This is a genomic window from Psychrobacter sp. Pi2-52 (assembly GCF_904846705.1).
Taxonomy (GTDB): domain Bacteria; phylum Pseudomonadota; class Gammaproteobacteria; order Pseudomonadales; family Moraxellaceae; genus Psychrobacter.
Map to the genome: position 1 here is coordinate 78,003 of NZ_CAJHBS010000012.1, position 24,604 is coordinate 102,606.

Below are 24,604 nucleotides of genomic sequence, written 5' to 3' on the forward strand. Positions count from 1 at the left end.
AGACACATCTATATACTGGTAAACTTCACTATTTTATCGTAAAAGCTGATGCTAGCTAATGGGACAAAACGACTGGCTCGTAAAAAGGCTATGACCTAAGGGGCTAATGGATTATGCTAATATGCCAGGTTGAGCGTAAAAGAGTCGTAAAAGACACAAGGGTACGCTCGAACTTTTCATTGATCAAACAAGGATGTGGTTATGCCAACTATCACTGTAAATAACGCTGATATTTATTACGAAGACAGCGCACCGAATGACACACAAAAGCCTGTTATCGTATTTGCTCATGGTCTACTGTGGAGCTCACAGATGTATGATAAGCAAGTAGAGCACTTTCAAACAGACTACCGTTGTATTGCTTTTGATTTTCGCGGGCAGGGTCAGTCGCAGGTTACTAAGTCTGGCTATGATATGGAGACGCTGACTGAAGATACACTTGGCTTACTTGCAGCGCTTGGTATTGATAAATGTCATTTTGTTGGGCTATCTATGGGCGGGTTCGTGGCTCAACGTATTGCGCTCAAACGCCCTGAGTTGTTGTTGTCATTGACGCTGTTAGAAACTTCTGCTGACCCTGAAGATCCAAAAAACATCCCTCAGTATCGCAAGCTGGTGAAAGCGATTCGCTGGTTAGGTATGAAGCGTGTGAGTAACAAAGTGATGCCAATCATGTTTGGTAGTACGTTTCTGGCAGATAAGCTGCGTAAATCTGACCGTAAGCAGTGGCTAACGATGCTACAAAGTAATCGCAAGGGTGGCGTGGTCAAAGCAACAATGGGCGTGATTGAGCGTACAGGTACTTATGAGCAATTAAGTGAGATTACAACGCCAACACTGATTGTGGTAGGTGATGAAGATGCCGCCACGCCTTATGCCAAGTCTGAACGCATGCATTTTGCTATCGCTGGGTCTAAGCTTGCTATTATCAAAGGTGCGGGTCATACATCGACAGTAGAAGAGCCTGATCAAGTGAACCAAGTACTCCGTCAGTTTTTAGAAAGTTGTGCTTAATGTAGCTGCTGTGCGAGAGCTTTAAAGCCTCATATTTATAGAAAAACCTAAGCAGATATCTACATAAAAAAGCCGCTACCTATTATTTGATAGCGGCTTTTTGTATGGTGCAAGTTGTTAAATGACAGACAGTTATCTGTATTAGCGATGAAAGTTACATTCGTGAGCTGTACTGGCTATGTCCATCATCAATGGTTCCAAAGGCTTCTGCACGATTAACAATTTCAGTTGCCCAAGCACGGTGCGTCGCAGGCTCTAGCATCGTATTATTGTACTTAAATACCGCTTTGGCCTCAGAGTGAAGGATCGCTTGCGCTTCATCCAATGTACTCAGTGGTACGCAATAAGCTTGCTGTACTAGGGCGATTTGACTTGGATGAATGACAGTTTTGCCCACCATCCCTAAGCTGACATCTCGATTCAGCTCTTGCATAAACAGCGTCGGCTGATCCAAGTACTCAAATACTGGCGCGGTAAGATAAAAACCATGCGGCACAAAACAGCCAAGCATTTGATAAGCCAAAGTACCGATAGGCGAGTCATAGACAATACTGTTTTTTGGGCGACGTAAGCGCAATGCTGCGAATAAGTCATTACCACCGATACGTAGCGCAAAAACTGGTTGACTAAAGGCTTCTTTAAAAGCAATGGCCAGCTCTTGATTGTGATGTGGGTTAAACAGCGCGGCGGTTTCGAGCGTCGGCATAAGTAGTTGATCTACTTTTAGGTTCTGACAAGCCATGCGCCAGTTAGATAGGCTATACATATCGACTTTTGGCATAACGAAACCATCGATAAGATCGATATGGGTATAGTCAGCCAGTTGCTGTAGCATCATCGGGCTACGTGGACGTATAAAGACTAGTGGACGTGTCGGGTGCTGAGCATGAATTTTCGCCGATTTAGATGGCGCATTAATGCTATTCACATGCTCAGCCCATGTATCGAGCAGGGTGCGCAAACGCTCAAGCGCTAACTCAACATCCTGCTGACTGACCGCATCCTCTAGACAGATAATAATACTATTAATCGTCGGTAATTTATCTCGCTTGATGACTTGCCAAATATCTTGGCGAGTCGCAGGCATGTATAAGCTAGCACCGAGCTGATATGGATGGTGCGTGTGCGGTTTGACCATCGCATGACGCTCAGTGATCAGATGCGCATAAGATTGGGTATCATTGTAAAGGTCTGACTCGGTTTTTAGCATATCTGACATAATTGGCATCATAAGTAGAGAGTATAAGAGAACGAAAAAGAAAGTATTTAATACCGTTAAATGTATTAAGTGTCTTGGGAGCGCTGCTTGATAAGCGTGATGGCTTGATAAGGCAGTATTTTATCACCTAATACACTGATAGTGATATTTCGTTGCGCACATAAGTGGCGTAGCAGTACGGTATCAGGGTGCTCAGCAGTGGCGAGCAATATACGCTCTGGATCACGGCGTAATATGGCACGTGTTGCCTCAGCAATAGTCGGCTTAATACGGTTACGATTGATAATCTTATAGTCTGCGGCCAACGTCTCTATCAACGCCGCAGTCTGGTAGCGTGGCTGCTGGTAAGTCGGTAAACGCGCTGGAGTAGTAGCCAATGATCGTCTCGCTGCATCGATATGATCAATAAATGCCAAGCTGTGATCTACCTCAATTAAATCATCATAAAAGACACTGCGATGTAGGCCTGATGACGGCTCTGTATACAAGCTACGTGAAATTAATCCCGATACAGTGCTATTCAACAAACCCGATGGGATTAACCAGTCTTCTTCACTTGCCGCAAGCCAAGCAACGCTAGCTGGATCGGCGAGAGTCAGTAGCGGAATGACGTCAGCGCCTTGATGGAAAATGTTGGCAAAATTAACATGGGTAGAATCACTAAACTTCTCTAGACTACGAGCCAACTCTTGATAGATGGCCCCTTTACCTGTCCAGCCATCGACGAAGACAATCGGACTGTTTGGATAAGCCTCTAGTAGCATTTGCAGGGCCACTGGATCAAGACCACGATCACGAATGATACTGATGCCATAATGTATACTTGGCAGGTGATAGCTACTGTCTGTATCCGACAGCGCACGCTGCAATAACACCCCAATTGGCAGACCAGCTCGCACCAAGCTGACCAAAATCAGTGGATGCTCATCATTCACATTCTGCTGAAAAATATGATGTAGCGTATGAGACAAATGAGCGATATCAGTCGCTGTCCTTGTTGAGCCTTGCTCTAATGCCTGTATGTATAGTTGCTCATGCATTGCAGTAGGTGCTTGCTCTAAAGTCAGCATGTCAGAGTAATGGCGTTGTCCGCTTTGGATAAGCGCTTCTTTTTGACTGACGGGCACATCGGCAACTGCGTCTTTATCTACCATATCGAGTAGGACAGTGACATCGCTTGCAAGATAACTACCTGAGCCATAGTTTTGCAGAGCCGCTCTTTTTATCTGTATATTAGGTAAAGTCATAGTATGAATAATAGCACTCGTGATGATAACAGTGGATTTGCGTGGCTGCAGTTTAAACTGACGGTCTAGCCTGACGATTTAGACTGGTATTGCTCATGCAGTTGGCCATGATTGGGCATACCGTACCAGTCCAATAACTGCAAGAAAGGCAGGTCAGCTAAGCTATCACCAAAGCCAAAACTGGGACGCTGATGGTCTAAATGATGCTCTAATAAAAACTGTACCGCATGACGCTTATGCACCGCATGAGGCAATATCGCTAAGTTATTAGCGTTCACATGTACATAGAAATCTTGATCAAAATCACGTATCAAAGTGGGCAGTTTCTCAGCTAAATCTACGAGCGCTTGATGATCTTTCTGTGCATGTTTGATAGCCAGATAAATGGTTAGCTCTTCATCATCAGAACCATTGTTAAAGCTATCGATATGCGGTGTGAATACTAAATGACTTTGCTCGCTTTGACTATGACTGGCAAACAACTGACTTAACTTATTAAGCTTATCTTGCAATGGCGCAAGTTTGCTATACATATGCTGCTGCCAACTGCTCAGCAGCGCTCCATCAGACGTTAAAACAATCGCCCCATGAGTCAATACTTGCCAACTGTTAAAGGGCAGCTTAACGCGTTTTATTTCACTACGATCCCGCGCCGTTACTACAACTAATTCGGTGCTGGCAAGTAGCCAATTAAAAAAGGTTGCTTGGCGCTGACTCATAAAACTCAGTGGTTCGTCTTGTTTATTGACCGTCGCACAAACCAAAGTCTCAGGCTCAGTAGTGGGCAAATCCCATGCGTCAATTTTACGCTGGGTTTGGAATAGCGTGTCGTCCAAATCCATCAAGGCATAAGGCTTAATAATGTCTGGGTTGGCTTTAAAAAATGAGGTAGTCATGGCGTCGTCCGTAAATAATAGGTTTGAAAGTTAGAGAGCAATTTAAAGACTAGGGCTCACCACCAGCACGTTATCCAAACCCCGCCACATAGCATCCACGCTATCAGCTGATGTTTCTATACACAATACAATCAAATCCCAATCACTAGGCTCAACGTTATAAGCAAAATTGGTCATACCAAGCCCGTAATTATCGCTAAAGCTCAGCATCGTGTTAATCGCTCCACCAAGCGCAATCGGTGAACGGGTTAATGCGCTAAAATTAACCATGGACGCTGTATCTCCGCTCAGTTTTTTAGACTCTATTTCAAGCCATTCAGCCAATAAAAATGGCAACCAAACAAACTCATTGCTACCCAATACTAAGATTCTTTTTGGTAGCTGAGTAACATCAAAGTTTTCTTGGCCATCGAAGCGCGTAAATGCAGTCTGAAAACCTGAAAGATAGTTAGCAAAACCTTCTGTACTGTCTAGCGTTGGAAAACGCCCCCAGTTGCCCGTATCACCGAGCGCCTGACTACCAGCGGCAGTAGTATCAACTGATGGCATCGTAATGGGTTCAGGGTTGGGGGCATCTGTCCATTGCCATGCGCCAGACAGTAAATGATGTCGATGAAACTCAATACCAGCGAGACGATCCGCCATACGTGCAGGCTTAGCATCTGACTGTAGATTAGGTTTCTCTTGATCTAATGACCAATCGACCAGTGTTGTTAGATGCACTTGCTCTAATTGTGTCAGTCCTGCTTCACGCAGCGCAGTGACGACATTAACGCAGGTATTACCCGTTGAGGCTTCATCATCGACCATAATCAGTGTTTTACTGGCCAGTAGCTGCGCTTGAGTAACGCTATCTTTGCTCTGATAAATTAAATGTTGGCTAGCATGACTGTGGTCTTCACAAAATGTCGTCAGCAAGGAGTTGGTACCATTCGGATCACTACTCTCATCGTGCTGTGCATGACGCGTAGAGTTCAATAGCAGGGCTTGAGGATAGCGCGTTTGTAGCGCTTGATGGACACCAGCAGATAGACCTACCGCGGTCTCTGCCATACCAATGACTAGAACTGGCTCAGGTAAGTTATTAGGCACTAAATCAGCCAAATCAGTAAATGCCTCTCTCATAGTACTTGGCGCAACGGGAATATGACGACCTAGCACTTTTGAGACAAACAGAAACGCACGCTTTGGATTAATACGCTGGGCAAATCCAAGCAAATCCTCTAACTGATAATGGGCGTGTTGTTCTACGCCATTTTTATTAGTGGCTGATTTATTGGTGGCTGAGTTGGTTTGATAAGTCAGATCTAGCGTACCACGGGGTAGGGTGATGGTCGTACTGTGTTGCTCATTTAACATTCATATTCCTTGGCGCTTTTATTTATATATCGTCGTAGATTTCTTAACCCTGACAGCCAACCAGCCATAAGGCACTGCGACTTTGCTTACTTAGCTGAGGTGTTGTAAGAGGCGCAGCACTGGTCAAATCAGTCGTGTTCTTCAAACTGATACCAGCACTCGCCAGTAGGGCAGATAATAACTGAAATTTCACCGCATAGTTCATATTTTGTGCATGTTCATGAACCAGACTGGATGTGACCATGCCGACGACCTCTCCAGTCGGCAATAATAAAGGACTACCACTAGAACCGGGCTGAATGGGTGCGGTGAATTGCATATGACGGATATCGTTATTTAAACCTGTCAATCCTGATATACAGCCTTGAGTGACTTGCAGTTGGCTACTCAGTCCTGATAACGGAAACCCTAGTGTGGTAATGGTCTCACCCAATATATCGACACACTGCTGCGCCAATGGGAGGTAGCTAGGTAAAGGATCGCTAACTCTAATAATAGCTGAATCGCTTCCGATATCGCTGAGTACAACTTGTGCCTCGCGATCAGGCTGACCTTGCTGACGTATGCCAATCATTGCTGCTGACTCAATCACATGATAGCAGGTCAGCAGATGATAGGGATCAATAGCAAACGCTGTTCCTGTCCAAGTCTCGCCTGCTTGTACATGACGGGGAGGGCGAGCTTCATTGTTTGGTTGAGTACGCTGCTGCTGTTGTGCTTCTTGAATAAGTGTATGTGTGCTAGGTGGACGAATATCCAGACTAACCTGTACATGATGTTCAAGGCTCGCTAAGCCTTGGGTTGATGCTTCGCCAAGCGCTCGACATTTAAACTGTTCATTACGCTGATATATTTCTAATATAATCGCCGCTTTGACATGCCGATCGTTTGTTGCGAAGTTATAGCGAATATCTCCATTATTGAGCGTGAGGCTTACGTCGTTCAACTCTACCGCTGGCAAGTTTAGGCTTGGCTCATGATAAACATAAGCAATCAGTTGTAAGAAACTAACATTATTTTTATCAAATAACTGGGGTAAATCTAACTGCCATGCGCTTGGATTATCCTTGCTATCGAGCTGAGCCCAGTCTTTAGACTCATGTAAATAAGCAGGACTATAAACGGCTTTACGATGGGTATCTAATGGCAACCACAATAGTCCAAGCTGCTGTCCAAATCCCAATGGTTTAGTAGTAGAAAATGCGATCGAACATTTTGGATTTTCGATAACCGTATTGGCTCCTAGTACTAATTCGACTTGCTTCGACATCACATTTCCTTAGTTTATTTGCGCAATTATAATTATTTTTATTGTTTAATGATTTTATCTTTGAGACTAAAGTCTGACTATATAAAGGGTTTTGATTTTGTTTTAAACCTACCATTCCAAAAAGAAAAAATGCTAATGGATGTTTTAATAAACAATTAAGATTAATTGCATAATAGATATATCAAGATATATAGGTTTAAATAGTTTCAAAATCCCTTTTAATAATTAATTCCTTTTAGAAAATAATGATGAGGTTTTATAGTCTAGCCATTTGTCGGTTAATGTAGCCACTTATCGGACAAAGCCATGTAGTGTATTGCTACAAAACCAAATTCCAGTGATAATACAATCAAAATCTATTGCTATTTAGTAACTCTACTGTGACCAAGTGTTATCTGTAAAGTTTAAAAATAGTATTTGATTTAAACCTATTAATTCTAATCTTATTTTCAAGCTTATTGCTGTTTCTCGATTAATGAATTTCTAGTGGTTAGAGCGCTTATATGCCTAATAACTATAAAAATCGAAGTTTCATCTACTGAATATAGTTCATTTCTTATAATATAAAAGATATATAAAAACTATCATATGGTTGATGTCTGCATATCTTTTATATTGTGAGAAAGCCAGTTGGTCGGACCTTTGAGACGTTATTCACATTAGCTTATCTAGATGGCTTGATATAAGAAAGCGTAGCAGTATTTTAAGAAAAGGAGTGCTCTGTGAAATTCTCTTGTGCATTAGAAACGTCTTCTGAACGTATTCGTCTGGTCAATGTTATTTCGCCGCTTATCAAAGCAGGTTATCAGCTGGTCTCCCAAAGACAAGAGGCTTCAGAGAATGGTGGTAATATCATCCATGTGATCGCAAGAAGCCTAGGCTCTAAAACGCAAGCAGATCTAATCGATGACTTGTCTTCAATTGAAGGCTGTACGCTTTTTAATCTAGAAATCGATGAAGAGGGCGGCTCGTCAGCTGCTCCTGCAAAAAAGACATTGGATGAGAAAAGCGTCTTATCAGCCATCGGTGCTTATTACCCTAAAATAGCAGATATTGTCAGTCAGTATGAAGATAGTTTACCTATTGAGCGACGTGTGACGGCATTGCAGGAGTTGGGTCGTAAGGTTGGCGGGGGTATTTACCAACGTGATTATTCACTTGGTAGTCCACTGAAGATGCCTACTACGATCACTCGTGAGCTTGTGCCAGCACTAAAAAGCCTGTCTAAAGTTAAAGCAAAAAACAATGTGATCTATTTAATCAAATGTCCATTCTGTAAGTCGTCAGATCATACTCACTCAGGATGCCATTTTATTGTGGGCTATATAGAAGGCTTTTTGGCAAGCAACCCTGCTATAGATGTGGTTCAAGTTGAAGAGACTAACTGCGGCGCCGGTAGTACCAATATTTGTGAATTTACCATTGGGTAAGAAAAACTGTGTGTAGATAATTTCATGTCTATGCAAAAAAATCAACGAGTGAATGACGCACCGTGTTGCAATAAAAGTAACGTTATTTGACTCAATTCTTATGATAGATAAAAGGCAAAAAAATGATGGAAGTTGAATATAACTTACTTTTGGTGTTGGTCTCATACGCCATTGCAGTATTTGGTTCTTATGTTGGCTTAAACCTTGCCATTCGAGTACCTTCTGCCAAGCCAGGAACAGATTTGTATTTTTGGGTAGCGCTATCATCGATTGCTATCGGTGGTGCGATTTGGTCTATGCATTATATCGGTATGATGGCTGTAGATATGAAGATGCCTGTGACTTATGACTTAGGGCTAACAATTGTCTCAATGCTACTCGCGATTTGTTTCGTTGCAGTTGGTATTGTTATCGTAGGTCGTGGTGAACCAAGCGTTGCTAAGTTAATCGGTGGCGGTGTGCTTACTGGGCTAGGTGTTGCAGCCATGCATTATACTGGTATGGCTTCTATGCAAATGGACGCTATCATGTCATACAATATACCGCTGCTTATCCTATCGATTGTGATTGCTATTGCAGCTGCTATCGCTGCGCTATGGTTGGCATTCAATCTACGTGGTACATTACAGCGTTTTGGTAGTGCCTTCATCATGGGTCTTGCAGTTTGTGGTATGCATTACACTGGTATAGCCGCGATGGAAATGACGATGACGGATCATTCGATGTCTATGGATTATACGCATGCAGGTGCTATTTCTTCATCAATTACGATCTTCATCGGTTCAGCAATTGTATTAAGCTTACTATGGGTCATCGCTTCTAAAAATGCACCTAAGCAAGCGACACTAGCATTTGGCGAGTAATTTTAAACGCTCGTTTTTAATACCAATTGAAAGTGAAAATAAAAAAGGGTTTTTAGATATTAATCTAAAAACCTTTTTTATGCCTATTCAAATCATTTGCTAACCACGTGCATGCTTAGCAGACTATTTATTCATCACCCTTTTCAATTTTCACACTCATCATAATAGAGCGTACTTGGCATGGTTCAATATGCTGAATATTGGTCTCTAAGTTAGGTCTCTCTGATAACCCCAACCAATAAGAAAATCCGACTTGCGTCAAATCAATCCCACTATGAGATGTATAACCAATACCACCTGATGGACGACTATTGATCTCAAGAACACGGTGCTGACCGCTATCATCAGCCTTAGTTTGTACACTGACGATGCCATCACAGCCAAAAGCCCTAATCAGTGGGATTACGACATCCATGACAGACTGCTCATAACCAACGTGTTGTATTTTTCCGGTTTTATGACGAGTGACAGCAGCTAGGACTTCACCATATTCACAGGCTACATCGATAGAGTATTCTTGCCCAGATAGATAAGGCATGAGCAGCATTGGAATAGGGCGCTCATGTACCATTTGGCTGTTAGCATAGGCATTCACAAATTGAGCTGTATTGATTTTTTTCTCTTCAGTGAAGTATAAGTGCTCAAAGCTATCGTACGTAGTACTATCTGCTTTACCCGTGTCTAGTCGCCAAAACCCTTGGGCAAAAATACCGACAACAGGTTTGACACATAGAGGTTGGTCACCATGCTCGGTGAGTAAAGCCTCAAGCTCCGCCGTATTATCAAAACGCCATGCGTCTGCCACTGGGATATTATGAGTGTGACAATGCTGCATAAAAGCAAATTTATCATCGATTGATTCTAGTGCTGTTACGCTGGTTGCGCCCGTCAATAAGCGAATACCAGCAGCGTCAAATTTCTCACGATGCACTTCATAATCGATACCATTGCGTCCAGTCAGTAGTACTTTTACGTTATGCTTTTGAGCTTGCTCCAATACGAACTGCCAACGTGGTATAGCAGGTTCGCTAGTCGTCTGGGCATCAGTATTCACAGCTGAATTAGATGGCTCACGATAAGCCATATCGGCGAATTCGAAAATCTCAGGCCTATCATGACGATGTGAGGCAATAACTTGAAAAGGGTGATTTGATTTGCTCTTTAGACTTTGTAAGCTCTCCAACATATCACGCTGGCTAGATTGACCTTCAGCTAACCACGCCGCTACTGGCATTGAAGGGTTACTATTGTCAGCAAGATTATTCATAATTCTCTCAGCGTTATCATTAGGTGTAGGGGAATGGGCAAGTCAATATTGCTACTGCAAATCTAGTAGTAATATTAGCAAAGGTATACGGTTTAATAGGACGTATTATATACAAATGATATGCGTTATAAACGCCTCTAATAAAATAGTCACAGGGATTTGTAAGGATGACTTTAGCGCTTATATCGCGATTGTCTGGTTCAAAAAATTCATAATATCCATGCTACTATATGACGACAGTCAGCATGACAATGACAACAGCATAATAAATAATCTAAGGGACGTATGATGAGTCAAAATCAACCTCAAAAACTAATTGCAGGTGCCAATGCACCACTACCAACTGACAATATTAGCATTCGTATTTTAAGCCAAAATGCCATCGATTGTGCCGCTTATCGCCTGACTAATGACGGAAAAGTACGCGGTGATGGTGACATGATATTTTATGGTCAGACACGTAGCGATGATGGTAGCGTTAGCTTCCGTGGTCATGACAGTGATGGGTTTTTTGATGTCAATTTGTCTGCACAGCCTGCAAGTATCGAGAAAATTGCCCTAGCGTTCTCTAGTTCGCAAACATTGTCGCAAGTTGGCGATGTGGATATTCAAGTCTTACAGGGCAGTCAGGTGCTGATGACCTGTCAACTGAGTAGCGCTGGACGTAACGAAAAAGCTATTATATTGGCTGAATGCTATCGCAGACAAGGAAACTGGAAATTTCGTTTTATCGCCCAAGGTTTTGAGGGAGGGTTAAAACCTTTATCTGAGCATTTTGGTGTGGAAATTGCTGATGAAGCGCCTGCCCAAAATCATAACCCTGCACAAAGCCAACCTCAACCTATCAACACTCAGCGACCAATCAATACGCAAAAAGCAAGCAGCACGTCTCAAGCCAACAACCCGCCACCAATCCCTGTAAGTCCTTCGATTAACTTAAGTAAGATAACGTTAACTAAAAACCAATCTAGCATTAATCTTAAAAAACGTGATGATTTTGGCAAAATTTCGGTCAATTTAGATTGGAATCAACGCCCCCAAAGTGATAAATCAACACCTAAAAAAGGCATACTGGGAGATCTGTTTAAGCAGCATCAATCAAGCGGTATCGATTTAGATGTCGGCGCTATGATTCATCTAAAAAATGGTGAAAAAACCCTTATTCAAGCGTTAGGTAATCGTTTTGGTAGTTTACAGTCAGCGCCTTATGTTTGCCTACGTGCGGATGATAGAACGGGGCAGGTCAGTGGCGGTGAATGGCTGGATATCAATGGTCAGCAATGGGCGCAGATTGAAGAGGTATTTATCTTTGCGTTTATTTACGAAGGCGCACCTAACTGGGAAAAAACCGATGGGGTTGTAACTATCCATGTACCAGAGCAATCACCGATTGAGACACGTTTGACCGAAGGTGCGGGCAATCTACCAATGTGTGCCATTGCCCGTTTGGTCAATCAGCAAGGCAGTATCAATGTTGAGCGTATCAACCAATACTTCAAAGGTCACCAAGAAATGGACAAAGCGTTTAACTGGGGCTTTAGTTGGAAGCGTGGACGTAAATAGTATTCTTAATTATAAGTAATAAATATAAAAGAGCGGCCCAGCTATTGATAGATGGGCCGCTCTCTTTTGAAATAAACTATTTAACTAGATTGGTAATAATCCAGTTAAAGTCTCAAGTCAATTATGCATGCGGTGTGATAGCAGGCATTAAGTCGTGGAAGGTGCGGCCAGAAGCTGTCTCGCCAATCGCATGCATTTTCCATTCATTGTTATGACGATAAACCTTTGCCATTACCATTGCTGTGTGTCCACCTTGGGCAGATAAGTTATAACGTGCTACTTCACTATTGTTATTGGCATTAACGATACGGCAAAACGCATTTTCTACGGTCTCAAACGTTTGACCAGTAAAGCTATTGACCGTAAATACCAATGAAACCACATTAGCAGGTACTCTTGAGAGATCGACGTTGATGACTTCATCATCACCATCACCGTCGCCAGTACGGTTATCACCAGTATGCACGATACTGCCGTCTTTCGATTTTAGCTGACTAAACCAAATGGCATCGACCGCTTGCTTATTAGCATCAAACATAATGCATGAAGCATCTAAATCGATAGAATCGCCGCCAGAACCGCCGCCGAATAATTTTCCTAAGAAGCCACCTTTTTTATCTTGTGGCCCTTGAGCAACATCCCAACCTAGACCCAATTTAACTTGAGCCAGCTCGCCACCAGCTTCTTTGCTTAGGGAGATTTTTTGACCTTTTTGAAGACTAACTGCCATGTGAGTATCCTTATAATAATTGTGAGTAAAACTGTTTAAAAATAACGCTAAAGAGAGTTAAAAATTGCGAAAGGTGCTATAAGATATTGTCTAAAAAGCCACCACCGCCACCACGTCCGCCTGAGCTACTACCTAGGACACTTTGTATCCAACCTTGATAACTGTCACGATTGCGCGAGCAAATAATGACTTTGCCACTTCCTGAGAAGTTCAGAACCATACCTTCGCCACTGGTGACGGAGTTAATAATATTGCTCATGATGCCTTTTTTCTTACTGGTCGAAACTGACAACTTGTATTCAAGATTCGAATCCCAGCAGACTACATGACCATTATCAATGATGACGTCTTTGTCTGGTGTGACATCAATTTCAAACAACGAGCCAAAACCAGATACCACGACTTGACCTTGGCCTTGAGTCTGCATCACCATAAAGCCGCCTGTATCACCAAACACTGCACCGCCTAAGTTGCGCTGAATATTGGCTCTGATATCGACGCCAGTTTGGGCCGCGACAAACGCACCATCACTCAATGTATACTGCTGCTTACCAACCTCTATGATTTGCATATCACCATCGAGCGTGGGCGCAAGCAGACAGTCGCCTTCACCATTAACCGCTTCAATCTGCTGTTGGAACAACGATTCATCGTTTGCAAAGCGGCGCATCAGTGACTGCATCAGGCCACCTTGTAGCTTACCTTTCAGCTCAAGATTGGACTCTATCATCACCATCGCATTGGCTTCGCAATAAATTGAATCACCTTTTTTAAGATTACAATGCAAAAAAGGTTCAATAGTACCGATTAAACTGAATGTTGCGGCCATGGCTTGCAAATCCTTATTCTAATATCTTTGTTAAATGCTCTTAATGTGTGCGTGTGCTTTTAGGTACTCTATAGCTTTTATGATAAGCCAATTAAATTTAAAGCCATCAAATGCGTTAAAGGGGCACACTTGATGGCTTATTAGATCATAACCAGACGTCTGATTATGATAATTGGCTTGCTAAACGTTTACGTTGGTTCTAACGTTAAACATTTACGCCATAAGAGGCTGCTAATGGTCCAAGACCACCGCTGAAACCTTGACCGACAGCACGGAATTTCCAATCACCGCTGTGACGATATAATTCGCCAAAGATCATCGCTGTTTCAGTGCTGCCATCTTCTGATAAGTCATAACGAGCGATTTCAGATTCGCCATTGTCGTTTACGACGCGGATATAAGCATCACCAACTTGACCGAAGTTTTGGTTACGCGCTTGGCCTTCATAAATGATGGCACAGATAGCTACTTTGTTGACGTCAGCTGGAATGCTCGCAAGATTGATTTTGATTTTCTCATCATCGCCATCGCCTTCGCCAGTACGGTTATCACCAGTATGCTCAACAGCGCCGTTGTCCGATTTTAGGTTATTGAAAAAGATAAAATCTTGGTCGTTACGGACTTTGCCTGCTTCGTTAATCAAGAAACCGATTGCATCTAAATCAAACTCTTGGCCGTCAGTGGCACGTGGATCCCAGCCTAGACCGACTGTAATGTTGGTTAAACCTGGCGCTTCTTTTGATAAGTTTACGTTGCCGCCTTTTGTTAAGCTAATAGCCATACAAATATCCTTTGGATTAATAGTTAAGTGGATTGATTGATAAAAAATAAACTAAAAGTTGTGCAGTGACTGATATCTCAGAGCAAATAATAAAAACTTACCTGTACGCTATGCCCTGCATATCATTAGGTTTTACTATACTAAGCGTTTGCTCACTAAGCAAGGCGTATTTTGTGCGCTTACTATATGCTTACTAAGGGACATAATACTTCTGTATCTTTGATAATTTTTAATCAACTTAGCAATAGTCGTTAAGATATTGTTATGAAAAGTAATGTTTCATACAAAAGGGATTTAGCACAAAGGTAGCTTAGATAAAACAATCGCTTTAAAAAGCACCGACTGACTATATAGGCTTAGAACAAACCAACTCATGGCTTAGGTATGCTTCGCAGCTAGTATGAGAGCTTGGCATTATATAAAAAACCTATTTAGACAAATAGACATGTATATCTTATTCTGCAAAAACCGACCAGCCAGTTTTTTGTACGAAGCGCTCTAGTGCTTTTAGTCCAAGCTTAGAGTTACCTACATGATCAAGCCCTGGTGACCAGACAGCGATAGAACCTTTACCAGGTGCTATCGTCAAAATACCGCCACCAACACCACTTTTGCCTGGTAAGCCCACACGGTAAGCAAATTCGCCAGAACCATCATAATGACCACACATCATCATCAATGAGTTAATACGGCGTGCTCGTTTTTCATTGATTACACTTACTCCTGAGTGCTTATCAACTCCGTTAGACACTAAATAAAGACCGGCACTGGCCAGCTGTTGACAGTTCATTGCAATTGAGCACTGATGAAAATACGTACCCAATACATTATCCACATCGTGTTTTAAACGACCAAAGGATTTCATAAAGTGCGCCAGAGAGGCATTTCGGTCCTTGTGCGCCATCTCAGAAGCCGCTACTTTATGATCAAAGCGAATTGACTCATCATCTGCAATGAGGTGAACAAACTGCAGGATTTCACCCAGTGTTTCTTTAGGTTTATGCCCCATCATAATAGCATCCACCACGGCAATGGCACCAGCATTGATAAATGGGTTGCGCGGTCGGCCAGACTCGTGCTCGAGCATCACAATTGAATTAAAAGGATCGCCAGATGGTTCGCGTCCGACGTGTGTCCAAAGTGTATCGCCTAGCTTGCCAAGACCAATGGTCAAGGTAAATACCTTAGAGATACTTTGGATCGAAAACAGTGTACTGGCATCACCTGCTGCATACATATGCCCATCAGGAGTCGCTACAGCTATACCGAACTGATTAGAATCAATATGAGCCAATTGCGGGATATAATCTGCGACTTTGCCGCGGTCAGTTTCTCTTGCCATCTCTGCGGCAATATCATCAAGAATTTTTTGCATATCGTTTATAGGATCTTATTTCGACAAGTTATTTAAGGATGAGGATTTTAACTGAAGATAGGGTAATAGTAACAGGGCAAACGTAACTTTAACCATTGATTGTCTCAATTATCGGTTATTTCGATATTTTGGGACTTCGATATGACCTGATAGGGTGGCAAAAACAGTATGAAAAAAAGCAGGCCATACCTGATGATATGACCTGCTTAGATGTATAACTAAATACAGACTACACTGAGAACATGCCTTAGTTTAGGCTTGCTTTCTCAGCTTTACGATGCTGAAGTGACGCTAGCAGCGCCCAACCAATAAAGGCAATACCAATCAGACCAGTGATAATCTCTGGTACATGGAACTTCACTGACAATAGCATAATCAGTGCCAATGCGCCGATGGCATAATGTGCGCCGTGCTCAAGATAGATGAACTCGTCAAGCGTACCTTTGTCTACCAAGAAAATAGTCATAGAACGTACGAACATCGCACCAATCGCAAGACCTAACATGATAACAATCACGTCATTGGTAATTGCAAATGCGCCAATCACACCATCGAAACTGAATGAAGCATCTAGGACTTCTAAGTATAAGAAACCAATGATACCGCCTTTCATAATCGCACTGGTCGCCGCAGCGCCCGAACCATTCTCTTCGTTCTCTAGGTCTTCTTCCAGATCACCCTCAAGCATACCTGATACAACCTGTACGCCCAAATAAACCAAGATACCCCAAACACCTGCGATTAGGACAGCGCTTGACTGCTCTGCATTAGCCCACGATACCGCAATCATCAAGACGATAAGCGCTACAAATACGCTCATGGCATCGACTTTGCCTAGCTTGGCTAAACGGCTTTCAAGCCAGTCAAACCAATGTACTTCTTTGTCATCAAAAATAAAGTTCAAGAATACCAATAGTAAGAAAATACCACCAAATGCTGAGATTTCCGCATGGTGGGCCATCAGTCTTGCCGAGTACTCTTCAGGGCTATATAAAGCCAAGTTGATGACTTCCATCATACCAAGGTCGGCAGTAACCGCGACGATGACAATAGGGAAGACCAATCGCATACCAAATACTGCGATTAGGATACCAACGGTTAAAAATATCTTTTTCCAAAATTCGTCCCAGCCCTTAAGGACTGAAGCATTGACCACCGCATTATCAAAAGATAATGAAATCTCCATGACGGCCAAAATAGCGGTAATAGAAAGAGTGGCTATCATGCCACCCATACCGCCATGTGAATATCCCCACCATGCTGCTATTGCCAAAGCAATTGCGGTGAAAATAAAGTCTAAATAAAAATGTCTCATGACACATCCTGTATGGTTGCGTAAAGCTAAGGTCTACCTAGTATAGGCATGAACCGCAAAAAAGCGGTTATTACTAACCACTTTTTATGCATAATTTTAAACGAAACGTAAAGCATTACTAGTCATTTGGCCATTAAAAATTGTGACTATTTGCAACGATGGCGGTTTGCTATTTTGGACGTGATGACGGTGACTAATAACAGACTAAATACCAGTAAATAATGGTTTTAAATATCGACACCGTATTGCTGACACATCGCTTGCAAGCCGCCTGAATAGCCTTGACCAACAGCGCGGAATTTCCATTCGCCATTGTGACGATATACTTCGCCAAACACCATCGCTGTCTCTACAGAGTAGTCTTCTGCTAAATCAAAACGTACGACTTCAGTGCCTGTTTCTTCATTAACAACACGGATAAAGGCATTGGCGACCTGACCAAAGTTCTGGCTACGAGCAGCAGCGTCATGGATAGTCACTGTCACGACTACTTTATCTACATCAGCAGGTACTTGAGTGAGATTTACTTTAATAACCTCATCATCACCGTCGCCTTCGCCAGTACGGTTGTCACCAGTATGCTCGACAGCGCCATTGTCAGACTTCAGCTGATTATAAAAGATAAAGTCATGATCGCCGCGCACTTTACCTGCGCCATTTAGCAAAAACACGCTAGCATCAAGATCGAACTCAGCACCAGAAGTGGCACGCTCATCCCAACCAAGACCGATAAGTAACTTGGTCAAATTTGGGTCAGTTTTCGTTAGCGATAAATTACCGCCTTTATTAAGTGATAAAGCCATGATGTTATCCTTTTTATTAGATGTTAGTGGTTTATGAGGTTATCGAAAAAAGGCGATGCTTACGCAATAACTGCGCAAATCCATCGCCTAGTAACGCTCTATCATAGCAACAAAAAATGACCCAATCAAAGCTGATTGGGCCATTGTTATATTTCATATACATTCGGCAAAAAACAGAAGTTTCAGGTACTTATATTACCTTATAAATCTACAACTTTATTTATCAAAATCTTGTTTACGGACTTTAGATTCTAAACTGTAAATTTAAAACTTCGAGTTATAGACTTTGACGATGACGAATCTCAAAGCTTTGATGAATCGGCTTTTTGATATTGAAATCAAAGCCAATGGTTTTTTGCGTAATATCAATGATGTCATAACGCTGAGTCAACTGCTCATCTAATTCAAAACGCGTAAAGTTGTTAGAAAAGTACAAGACGCCATCAGAGGTGAGGCGGTTCATGGCACGATTAATCAATGCAGCATGATCACGTTGCACATCAAAAGTACCTTGGAATTTTTTAGAGTTTGAGAAAGTCGGCGGATCAATAAAGATAACATCGAACTGTTCGGTATTGTCTTTAATCCACTCAAAGATATCGGCAGCAACGAATTGGTATTTATTTCGGCTAACGTCCAAACCGTTCAAGACAAAGTTTTGTTTGCCCCAATCTAGATAGTTCTGTGACAAATCGACGCTAGTGACTTTTTTCGCACCAGCAAGCGCTGCATGCACACTTGCGGTACAAGTATAAGCGAACAGGTTAAGTACTGCTTTACCGCGACTGTTATCTTTGATACGAGCACGCATATTACGGTGATCGATAAACAGACCAGTATCTAAATAATCTGTAAAGTTGACATACAGGTAGGCACCATCTTCGCGCGCAACATGAAACTTGCCACGTTTTTCTGTGGTGTTCTGTTTGCTGTACTGATCGTTGCCAGACTGACGGGCACGCGTTTTGATAAAGATCTGCTCACGGTTAATATCAAAGACTTCACGGATACCCATCAATGCTAAGTTAAAGCGTTTCTTTGCGGTCTCAGGTGGGATGGTCTTTGGTGGTGCATATTCTTGCACATGCGCATAATCACCATATAAATCAATCGCGACTTTAAAATCAGGTAAATCAGCATCGTATACACGAATATTGCTTACATTGTCTTTTTTGGCCAGTTTCTTAAGCTTAGCAAGGTTTTTTTGCAGACGATTAATGAAGTCTTGACCCTCTTCTACTTCAATCTCGCGTTTCTCAAAACGACTAACAAGATTGCCCGTTTGCCCAGCGATGAGCGTTCCGTAGCGGAAATAGACAGTGATGGCACCATTATGACAGCGTAACGTTTTTGGTTCTTTTATCGGTAGAATATCTACTTGTTCAACATGAGAGGCCAATATGCCAAGCATCGGGTCAATGCCACTACCGGCAAAGCTGTCTTGCAATATTAGCCCAATCGCTTGATACAACGGCTTAATCATTTCTTCATCACCCAAACGCTCACCATACGGTGGGTTGGTAATGACCAAAGGATTGCTCAATCGACCATCATTGACCAATGGCTTGAGCACGTTGCTGAGTTGGTCAAGCGCACGATGTTCGATATCGAGTAGCGGTAAAAGGTCTTGTAAACCTGCGGCAATAAGGTTTTTCTCTGTGGCAAGAATCGCACCACTATCAGCATCAAAGCCCAACATAAGCGGCAACGTATCAGGCTGCTCGTTGGCAATCTCTAATGCTTCACGGAAACGCGTTTGAGCATCATCAATCATCTCTTGCCATAGCGTCTCATCATGATACTGCCACTGGTAAAAACCAAATTGATTGGCAGCTTTGTCGATACCCACAGCATAGTCACAATGCATCAATAGCGCTTCGATAAGGAACGTTCCAGAGCCGCACATTGGGTCGATTAACGCATTATAGAAAGGTGCATCGCCCGCTTCATTTTTCTTGTGCCAACCAGCGCTATAGAGCAGGGCGGCTGCCAAGTTTTCTTTTAGTGGTGCTTCTGTCATGGCCACGCGATAACCACGGCGATGCAAACTTGTACCAGATAAATCTAGATATAGCTCGGCTTGCTTGTCATTTATGGTTGCAAAAACAGAGAAGTCTGGATTTTTGCTGTCGACGTTAGGACGGCTATCGTAAACTTCGTTAAAGGTATCGGCAATCGCATCTTTGATACGTAGCATGGCAAATTGCTGACTGACAGCGACACGCTTATCGACAGACAGACGAATAGCAAAGGTTTGCTCTAGGCTAAACTGCTCAGTCCAATTGACCGATTTTGCCAAGCCGTATAGCTGCTCTGCAACATCGTATTCTGCATTGATGTTTTTACGTTTAATCAGCATCAATACCCGCGAGGCCACGCGTGACCATAGGCAGATAGTATATAGCTCACGTAAGCCGCCAGTTACGGCTAGACGGCCGGTACTTTTGATTTCGCTGTCAATGCCAAAGCTGGTTAGCTCAGTCTGCAGTGGTGCCTCAAGCCCATCGGCACAGGTAATAATAAGATCAAGCGACAACTCTGGTGAAGCTGCTGTTAGAGATGCGGGCGCGGTTTGTTCGGTCATACGGGTACCTGTGGGCTAAATTGACAAAAAAGCAAATAATAAGATAATCGGTGTAACCGGCAATTTTACCATAATTCACAGTAGGATGGTTCAAAGTAGCCGTGTTTAAGATTTTAAGATGTGATAGTCAAATACGTGAAAATAAATTCTCTACTTACCCTTCGTCAGTGGTAATTCCTCTGGAACGATTTGAGTGGTGGTTGCAAAGGGCTTGGTCGCAATAGGGTAGTCAACATCCTTTGGCATTAGCAGTCGCATATGCGGATAGGGCGTAGAGATATTAGCCGCATCAAATGCAATTTTAATTTCTTCTTGCAGCACTTCTTTAATTTTAGGTATACGTGCCACGGCTGCTGGTTTGACCCAAAAACGTACGATAAAGAACACCCCGTACTCGCCAATTTCTGCCACGGTCGCTGAGGTCTCAGGACGATTAAGCACCGCATCGGTATCGCTAAGTACTTGCAAAATTTCCTTGCGAGCTGTTTCTATATCATCTTCGAATGCGATACGTACGCGAATATCAAAACGTATAAAGTTCTTGGAAGTCAGGTTAATTACCTCGGAGGAGGCAACGTTAGAGTTTGGGATAATGACAGTGATGTTGTCTCGAGTGAGGATATGAGTGGTGCGCAAGGCAATAAGCACCACGCGTCCCTCATTATCATTGATATGAATCCAGTCCCCAACTTGAAACGACTGCTCCAGCAAAATAGTGATACCGGCGATAAAGTTGGCAAGCGTCGATTGAGCAGCGAAACCGACAGCTAAACCGACAATACCCAAACCTGCAACTAACGATACGATATCAAAACCAAATTGTGCCATCACGCTGGCAAGCCCAAGTACCAATAGGAGTACCGACAAGATATTTTTGAGCAGCTGCTCTATCGAGGCATTGAGTCCATAATGCTGTAGGACTTTATGAATAATCTGACCAGACGACGCCCACAGTACGTAGTAGATACCAGCCCACGTACTTGCTTTTGCTGTAGCCTTGATGGTTTCTGGTTCAAAATTTATCTGACTCATGATCGCTATCAGACTGGCGACAATCCAAACGTAACGTAGCGTTGAGCGTGCAATCTTGGTACGGCGATCATTTAAACGAATTTTGGCTCTGCTTTGCTTGAGAATATAATTGGCCAACCAATAAAAAAATCCCAATACCGCAAGCAGTATTAGGATCTTTATGCCAGTGCTAGCAAGCTCTACTGCTTGAGAAGACCAATTGAGCGACTCTTCATCTATAGATCCGCCGAGAGCAAGATATAGGCTAGTATGTAAGTCGCGAATGATCTCTTTAAAAAAGTCGGTAACACTAGCGATTGGCATTTTTTCGTCCATGCAGGATGTGTTTGTACAAAAAGTTGTAAACGAATATCTATTTATAAATTACCTCAAGTCGCCAAAGCAATCAAATAAAGCAACAGTTAAGACTAGTTACTATTAATTTAAAGGCATTACTGACTTAAGGACTTAGCTAAAGGGTCGATTAAGAATTATCCTTTTGGGTATCTAGAGATTGGAAAGGTATCTCCATTTTGTACTGCACATCACGTAACGCCGTACGTAGTCCCTCTAGTATCGTCGGATGATAAAAAGGGGTGTCGAGCATATCTTTGATGCTCAAATCATTGGTAATCGCTGTAGCAAGTATATGACCGATATATTCAGCATCAGGACCGACCATACTGGCGCCTAAAATTCTGTCTGTCTTTTTGCAGCCATAGATATGTAGTAAGCCGCAGTTGACACCCATCACACGGCTACGTCCTTGATTATCAAAGCTCACACTACCGATAACAAATTCGAGTTCTGAATCTTTTTGAATCTCTGGTAGCGACATACCAACATTGACGATTTGCGGTGAGCAAAATACGATAGAAAACGGCGTCGCAGGTGGGCGAATATAGGCCGCTTCTGTATTTTCGCAGACCATACTACCTGCACTATAGCCTTCATCGCTGGCCACATGCAATAACGGAATATTAGCATTGGCATCACCAACGATATAGACGTTTAAGTCGCCAATCTGACCTGTTTTTTTACTTAAATCTTTTGGACGGTTCTTATCGTCTAGCTCAACACCTAAGTTTTCGACACCTAGCTGCTTAATATTGTTGCGACGACCAGTAGCAACTAAGACGTACTCGCCTTGCCATTGCTGAGACTCACCAGCACTGTCTTCATATTTGATAAACGCACTTTTATTACCTTCATCTGCTTTTGTTCCTACATCGGTAATTTCGCTGCCTAGATGCATGGTCAATTCATGACCTAAGCAATCGATCGCTTTATTATTGATATCATCATCTTTTAGACCAGCCACTTGTTTGACGCGATTCAATAGCGTAACTTCCACACCTAAACGTGTAAATGCTTGCGCAAGCTCTAGACCAATAGCACCAGCACCGACGACAGCCATAGTCTTTGGTAAGTCTTCAAGCTCAAAGACACTATCAGAAGTGAGCATGGTATCACCAAGCTTATCCGCCCACCCATCAGGAATAAACGGCGAGCTACCTGTGGCGACAATGATTTGCTCAGCAGCAATCAGCTCATCATTGACCTCGATTAGCCCTTGCTCATTGATACGAGCACGACCGTCGATTTTCTTATGATCAGGCCAACTGTCTACTTGTTTTTTAATGTAGCTAGCAAAATGACTGCGTTCGTCACGTACACGCTCCATGACTCGTTTGCCATCGATTTGCGCGGTCGCATGGATACCAAATTCAGCAGAATGATTGGCATCATGTGCGCGATCAGCAGCTGCAATTAACAGCTTACTAGGCATACAGCCGACCGCAATACAGGTCGTGGTCCAAAACCCTTCATTAATAATGACCACGTCATCTTTGATTTTACTCGCTTGGCGAAAAGCGTTTTGACCTGCGGTACCCGCGCCAATAATAGCGACAGATACTTTGCGCGTGACTTCTTTCGGCGTATCGTCGGTGGTCGTGTCAGATTGTTTATTCATATTATTCTCTAATAGGGGCAAAGTTATATTCAGTGATAGACTGAATGCTTGGCTTATATTTTTTATTCGGTTTTTATTGTTCTTATGATCAATACTGATTTAATTACAGAACCAGTGATTACGGCGCCAATATAGTCAGTAAACGACTGGTATAGTCTTTGGCAGGTAGGTTACGCTGGGCATGAGTCAGCTCACTGTTTTTATTGAATACAAATGCCGAACGTACAAGGCCTAGCGTAACTTTGCCGTACATATTTTTTTCTTTGATAACATCAAAATACTGGCATAGCTTTTCATCAGCGTCACTGATGAGTGGAATCTGTAAGTCATATTTGTCGATAAATTTTTCATGAGATTCAACGCTGTCACGAGAGACGCCGATAATGTCGTAGCCCAATTCGTCAAAATCATGAAGGTGCGAGGTAAACTCTGTTGCTTGTGTAGTGCAGCCTGGCGTATTGTCTTTGGGATAAAAATATAAAATCAAGCCTTTATCAGTATTAGCGACCATTTCTTTTAAATTGATTTCATCATGAATAAAATTGCCAGCAAGCTTGCGTACTATAGTTACTGGAAAATCAGGCAGGTGAATGGTTTCTGTCGTTGGCTTAGCCATTGTAAAATCCTTATTAGTTTTAGTTATGTGTATTGGCTTAATGATGGTTCTATTTATAGTGTTCTTATTATAGGCAGATTAGTAGAAATAAATAATCAGTTTTACACTTTGCCCATTCATTGGCAACAAAAAAGACTGGCAATGGCCAGTCTTTTGTATTTGCAGCAAATATCTTTTACGTGCTTTAAGCAGGTTTTTGTGGCTGCTTTAAATCCAAACCAACCGTGCATTGTTGCAGGTCTTTTTGCATTTTTTTCACGTAAGATAAGCTTGATGGGTCTTTTTTATCTTGTGCGTAGCTTTCAATCTATCACCATTCTCATGTAAATCATTTCAAGAACATTTAGCTTTGCCATGCAATCAGCATTTCTTAAGGGTTCATTGGTAATCCCCCCAATAAATAAGAACACTCATAAATAGAGAGTAACTGCTAGAATACATCAGCAGGAGAATCCTA

At 42.5% G+C, this 24,604-nt stretch carries 20 protein-coding genes; 4 read left to right on the forward strand and 16 right to left on the reverse strand.

Going from position 1 to position 24,604, the window contains the following annotated elements; translation table 11 throughout:
• The first annotated feature begins 201 nt into the window (after positions 1-201).
• A complete protein-coding gene (locus JMY00_RS08120; RefSeq protein WP_201579786.1) occupies positions 202-1,014 on the forward strand; it encodes an alpha/beta fold hydrolase in 813 nt (270 codons plus the stop codon).
• 154 nt (positions 1,015-1,168) lie between these two features.
• On the opposite strand, the gene JMY00_RS08125 is transcribed toward JMY00_RS08120, so the two are convergent.
• The 5 genes from JMY00_RS08125 to JMY00_RS08145 form a co-directional block, all read right to left on the reverse strand.
• Positions 1,169-2,233, reverse strand: coding sequence for an HpcH/HpaI aldolase/citrate lyase family protein (locus JMY00_RS08125; protein WP_227511148.1), 1,065 nt, complete (start codon positions 2,231-2,233; stop codon positions 1,169-1,171).
• Positions 2,234-2,298: 65 nt separating this feature from the next.
• The gene (locus JMY00_RS08130; RefSeq protein ID WP_201579787.1) at positions 2,299-3,480 is read right to left on the reverse strand and encodes a cysteine protease StiP domain-containing protein; all 1,182 of its coding nucleotides are present in this window, start codon (positions 3,478-3,480) and stop codon (positions 2,299-2,301) included.
• A 65-nt stretch (positions 3,481-3,545) separates the two neighbouring features.
• Positions 3,546-4,376: an HAD hydrolase family protein gene (locus tag JMY00_RS08135; RefSeq protein ID WP_201579788.1), complete on the reverse strand. Its 831-nt coding sequence runs from the start codon at positions 4,374-4,376 to the stop codon at positions 3,546-3,548.
• A 42-nt stretch (positions 4,377-4,418) separates the two neighbouring features.
• Positions 4,419-5,735 (reverse strand): phosphoribosyltransferase domain-containing protein, encoded by a 1,317-nt coding sequence (locus JMY00_RS08140; RefSeq protein WP_201579789.1) that lies wholly within the window; start codon positions 5,733-5,735, stop codon positions 4,419-4,421.
• 43 nt (positions 5,736-5,778) lie between these two features.
• The gene (locus JMY00_RS08145; RefSeq protein ID WP_201579790.1) at positions 5,779-7,005 is read right to left on the reverse strand and encodes a serine protease; all 1,227 of its coding nucleotides are present in this window, start codon (positions 7,003-7,005) and stop codon (positions 5,779-5,781) included.
• Positions 7,006-7,727: 722 nt separating this feature from the next.
• On the opposite strand from JMY00_RS08145, the gene JMY00_RS08150 reads away from it, so the two are divergent.
• Together JMY00_RS08150 and JMY00_RS08155 are read left to right on the forward strand one after the other, a co-directional pair.
• Positions 7,728-8,435, forward strand: coding sequence for a hypothetical protein (locus JMY00_RS08150; protein WP_201579791.1), 708 nt, complete (start codon positions 7,728-7,730; stop codon positions 8,433-8,435).
• A 122-nt stretch (positions 8,436-8,557) separates the two neighbouring features.
• Positions 8,558-9,298: an MHYT domain-containing protein gene (locus JMY00_RS08155; protein WP_201579792.1), complete on the forward strand. Its 741-nt coding sequence runs from the start codon at positions 8,558-8,560 to the stop codon at positions 9,296-9,298.
• 127 nt (positions 9,299-9,425) lie between these two features.
• On the opposite strand, the gene JMY00_RS08160 is transcribed toward JMY00_RS08155, so the two are convergent.
• A complete protein-coding gene (locus tag JMY00_RS08160) occupies positions 9,426-10,565 on the reverse strand; it encodes an ATP-grasp domain-containing protein (protein WP_201579793.1) in 1,140 nt (379 codons plus the stop codon).
• Positions 10,566-10,853: 288 nt separating this feature from the next.
• On the opposite strand from JMY00_RS08160, the gene JMY00_RS08165 reads away from it, so the two are divergent.
• The gene (locus tag JMY00_RS08165) at positions 10,854-12,128 is read left to right on the forward strand and encodes a TerD family protein (RefSeq protein WP_201579794.1); all 1,275 of its coding nucleotides are present in this window, start codon (positions 10,854-10,856) and stop codon (positions 12,126-12,128) included.
• Between the two features lie 121 nt (positions 12,129-12,249).
• On the opposite strand, the gene JMY00_RS08170 is transcribed toward JMY00_RS08165, so the two are convergent.
• From JMY00_RS08170 to JMY00_RS08215, 10 genes are all read right to left on the reverse strand, one after another.
• Complete coding sequence (locus JMY00_RS08170) at positions 12,250-12,858, reverse strand: TerD family protein (RefSeq protein ID WP_201579795.1); 609 nt, start codon at positions 12,856-12,858, stop codon at positions 12,250-12,252.
• 76 nt (positions 12,859-12,934) lie between these two features.
• Entirely contained in the window at positions 12,935-13,687 is a 753-nt protein-coding gene (locus JMY00_RS08175) for a TIGR00266 family protein (RefSeq protein WP_201579796.1), read from the reverse strand.
• 205 nt (positions 13,688-13,892) lie between these two features.
• Complete coding sequence (locus tag JMY00_RS08180; protein ID WP_057760832.1) at positions 13,893-14,468, reverse strand: TerD family protein; 576 nt, start codon at positions 14,466-14,468, stop codon at positions 13,893-13,895.
• A gap of 454 nt (positions 14,469-14,922) precedes the next feature.
• Positions 14,923-15,843, reverse strand: a complete 921-nt coding sequence (locus JMY00_RS08185) for a glutaminase (RefSeq protein WP_201579797.1) — start codon at positions 15,841-15,843, stop codon at positions 14,923-14,925.
• Between the two features lie 247 nt (positions 15,844-16,090).
• Complete coding sequence (locus tag JMY00_RS08190) at positions 16,091-17,158, reverse strand: DUF475 domain-containing protein (protein ID WP_057760827.1); 1,068 nt, start codon at positions 17,156-17,158, stop codon at positions 16,091-16,093.
• 227 nt (positions 17,159-17,385) lie between these two features.
• Positions 17,386-17,961, reverse strand: coding sequence for a TerD family protein (locus JMY00_RS08195; RefSeq protein ID WP_057760825.1), 576 nt, complete (start codon positions 17,959-17,961; stop codon positions 17,386-17,388).
• A 277-nt stretch (positions 17,962-18,238) separates the two neighbouring features.
• Entirely contained in the window at positions 18,239-20,545 is a 2,307-nt protein-coding gene (rlmKL, locus tag JMY00_RS08200; RefSeq protein ID WP_201579798.1) for a bifunctional 23S rRNA (guanine(2069)-N(7))-methyltransferase RlmK/23S rRNA (guanine(2445)-N(2))-methyltransferase RlmL, read from the reverse strand.
• Positions 20,546-20,695: 150 nt separating this feature from the next.
• On the reverse strand, positions 20,696-21,880 hold the full coding sequence (locus tag JMY00_RS08205; RefSeq protein ID WP_240990703.1) for a mechanosensitive ion channel family protein: 1,185 nt from the start codon (positions 21,878-21,880) through the stop codon (positions 20,696-20,698).
• A gap of 160 nt (positions 21,881-22,040) precedes the next feature.
• Positions 22,041-23,531: a dihydrolipoyl dehydrogenase gene (locus JMY00_RS08210; protein WP_201579800.1), complete on the reverse strand. Its 1,491-nt coding sequence runs from the start codon at positions 23,529-23,531 to the stop codon at positions 22,041-22,043.
• Between the two features lie 118 nt (positions 23,532-23,649).
• A complete protein-coding gene (locus tag JMY00_RS08215; protein WP_201579801.1) occupies positions 23,650-24,147 on the reverse strand; it encodes a peroxiredoxin in 498 nt (165 codons plus the stop codon).
• Between the last annotated feature and the right edge of the window lie 457 nt (positions 24,148-24,604).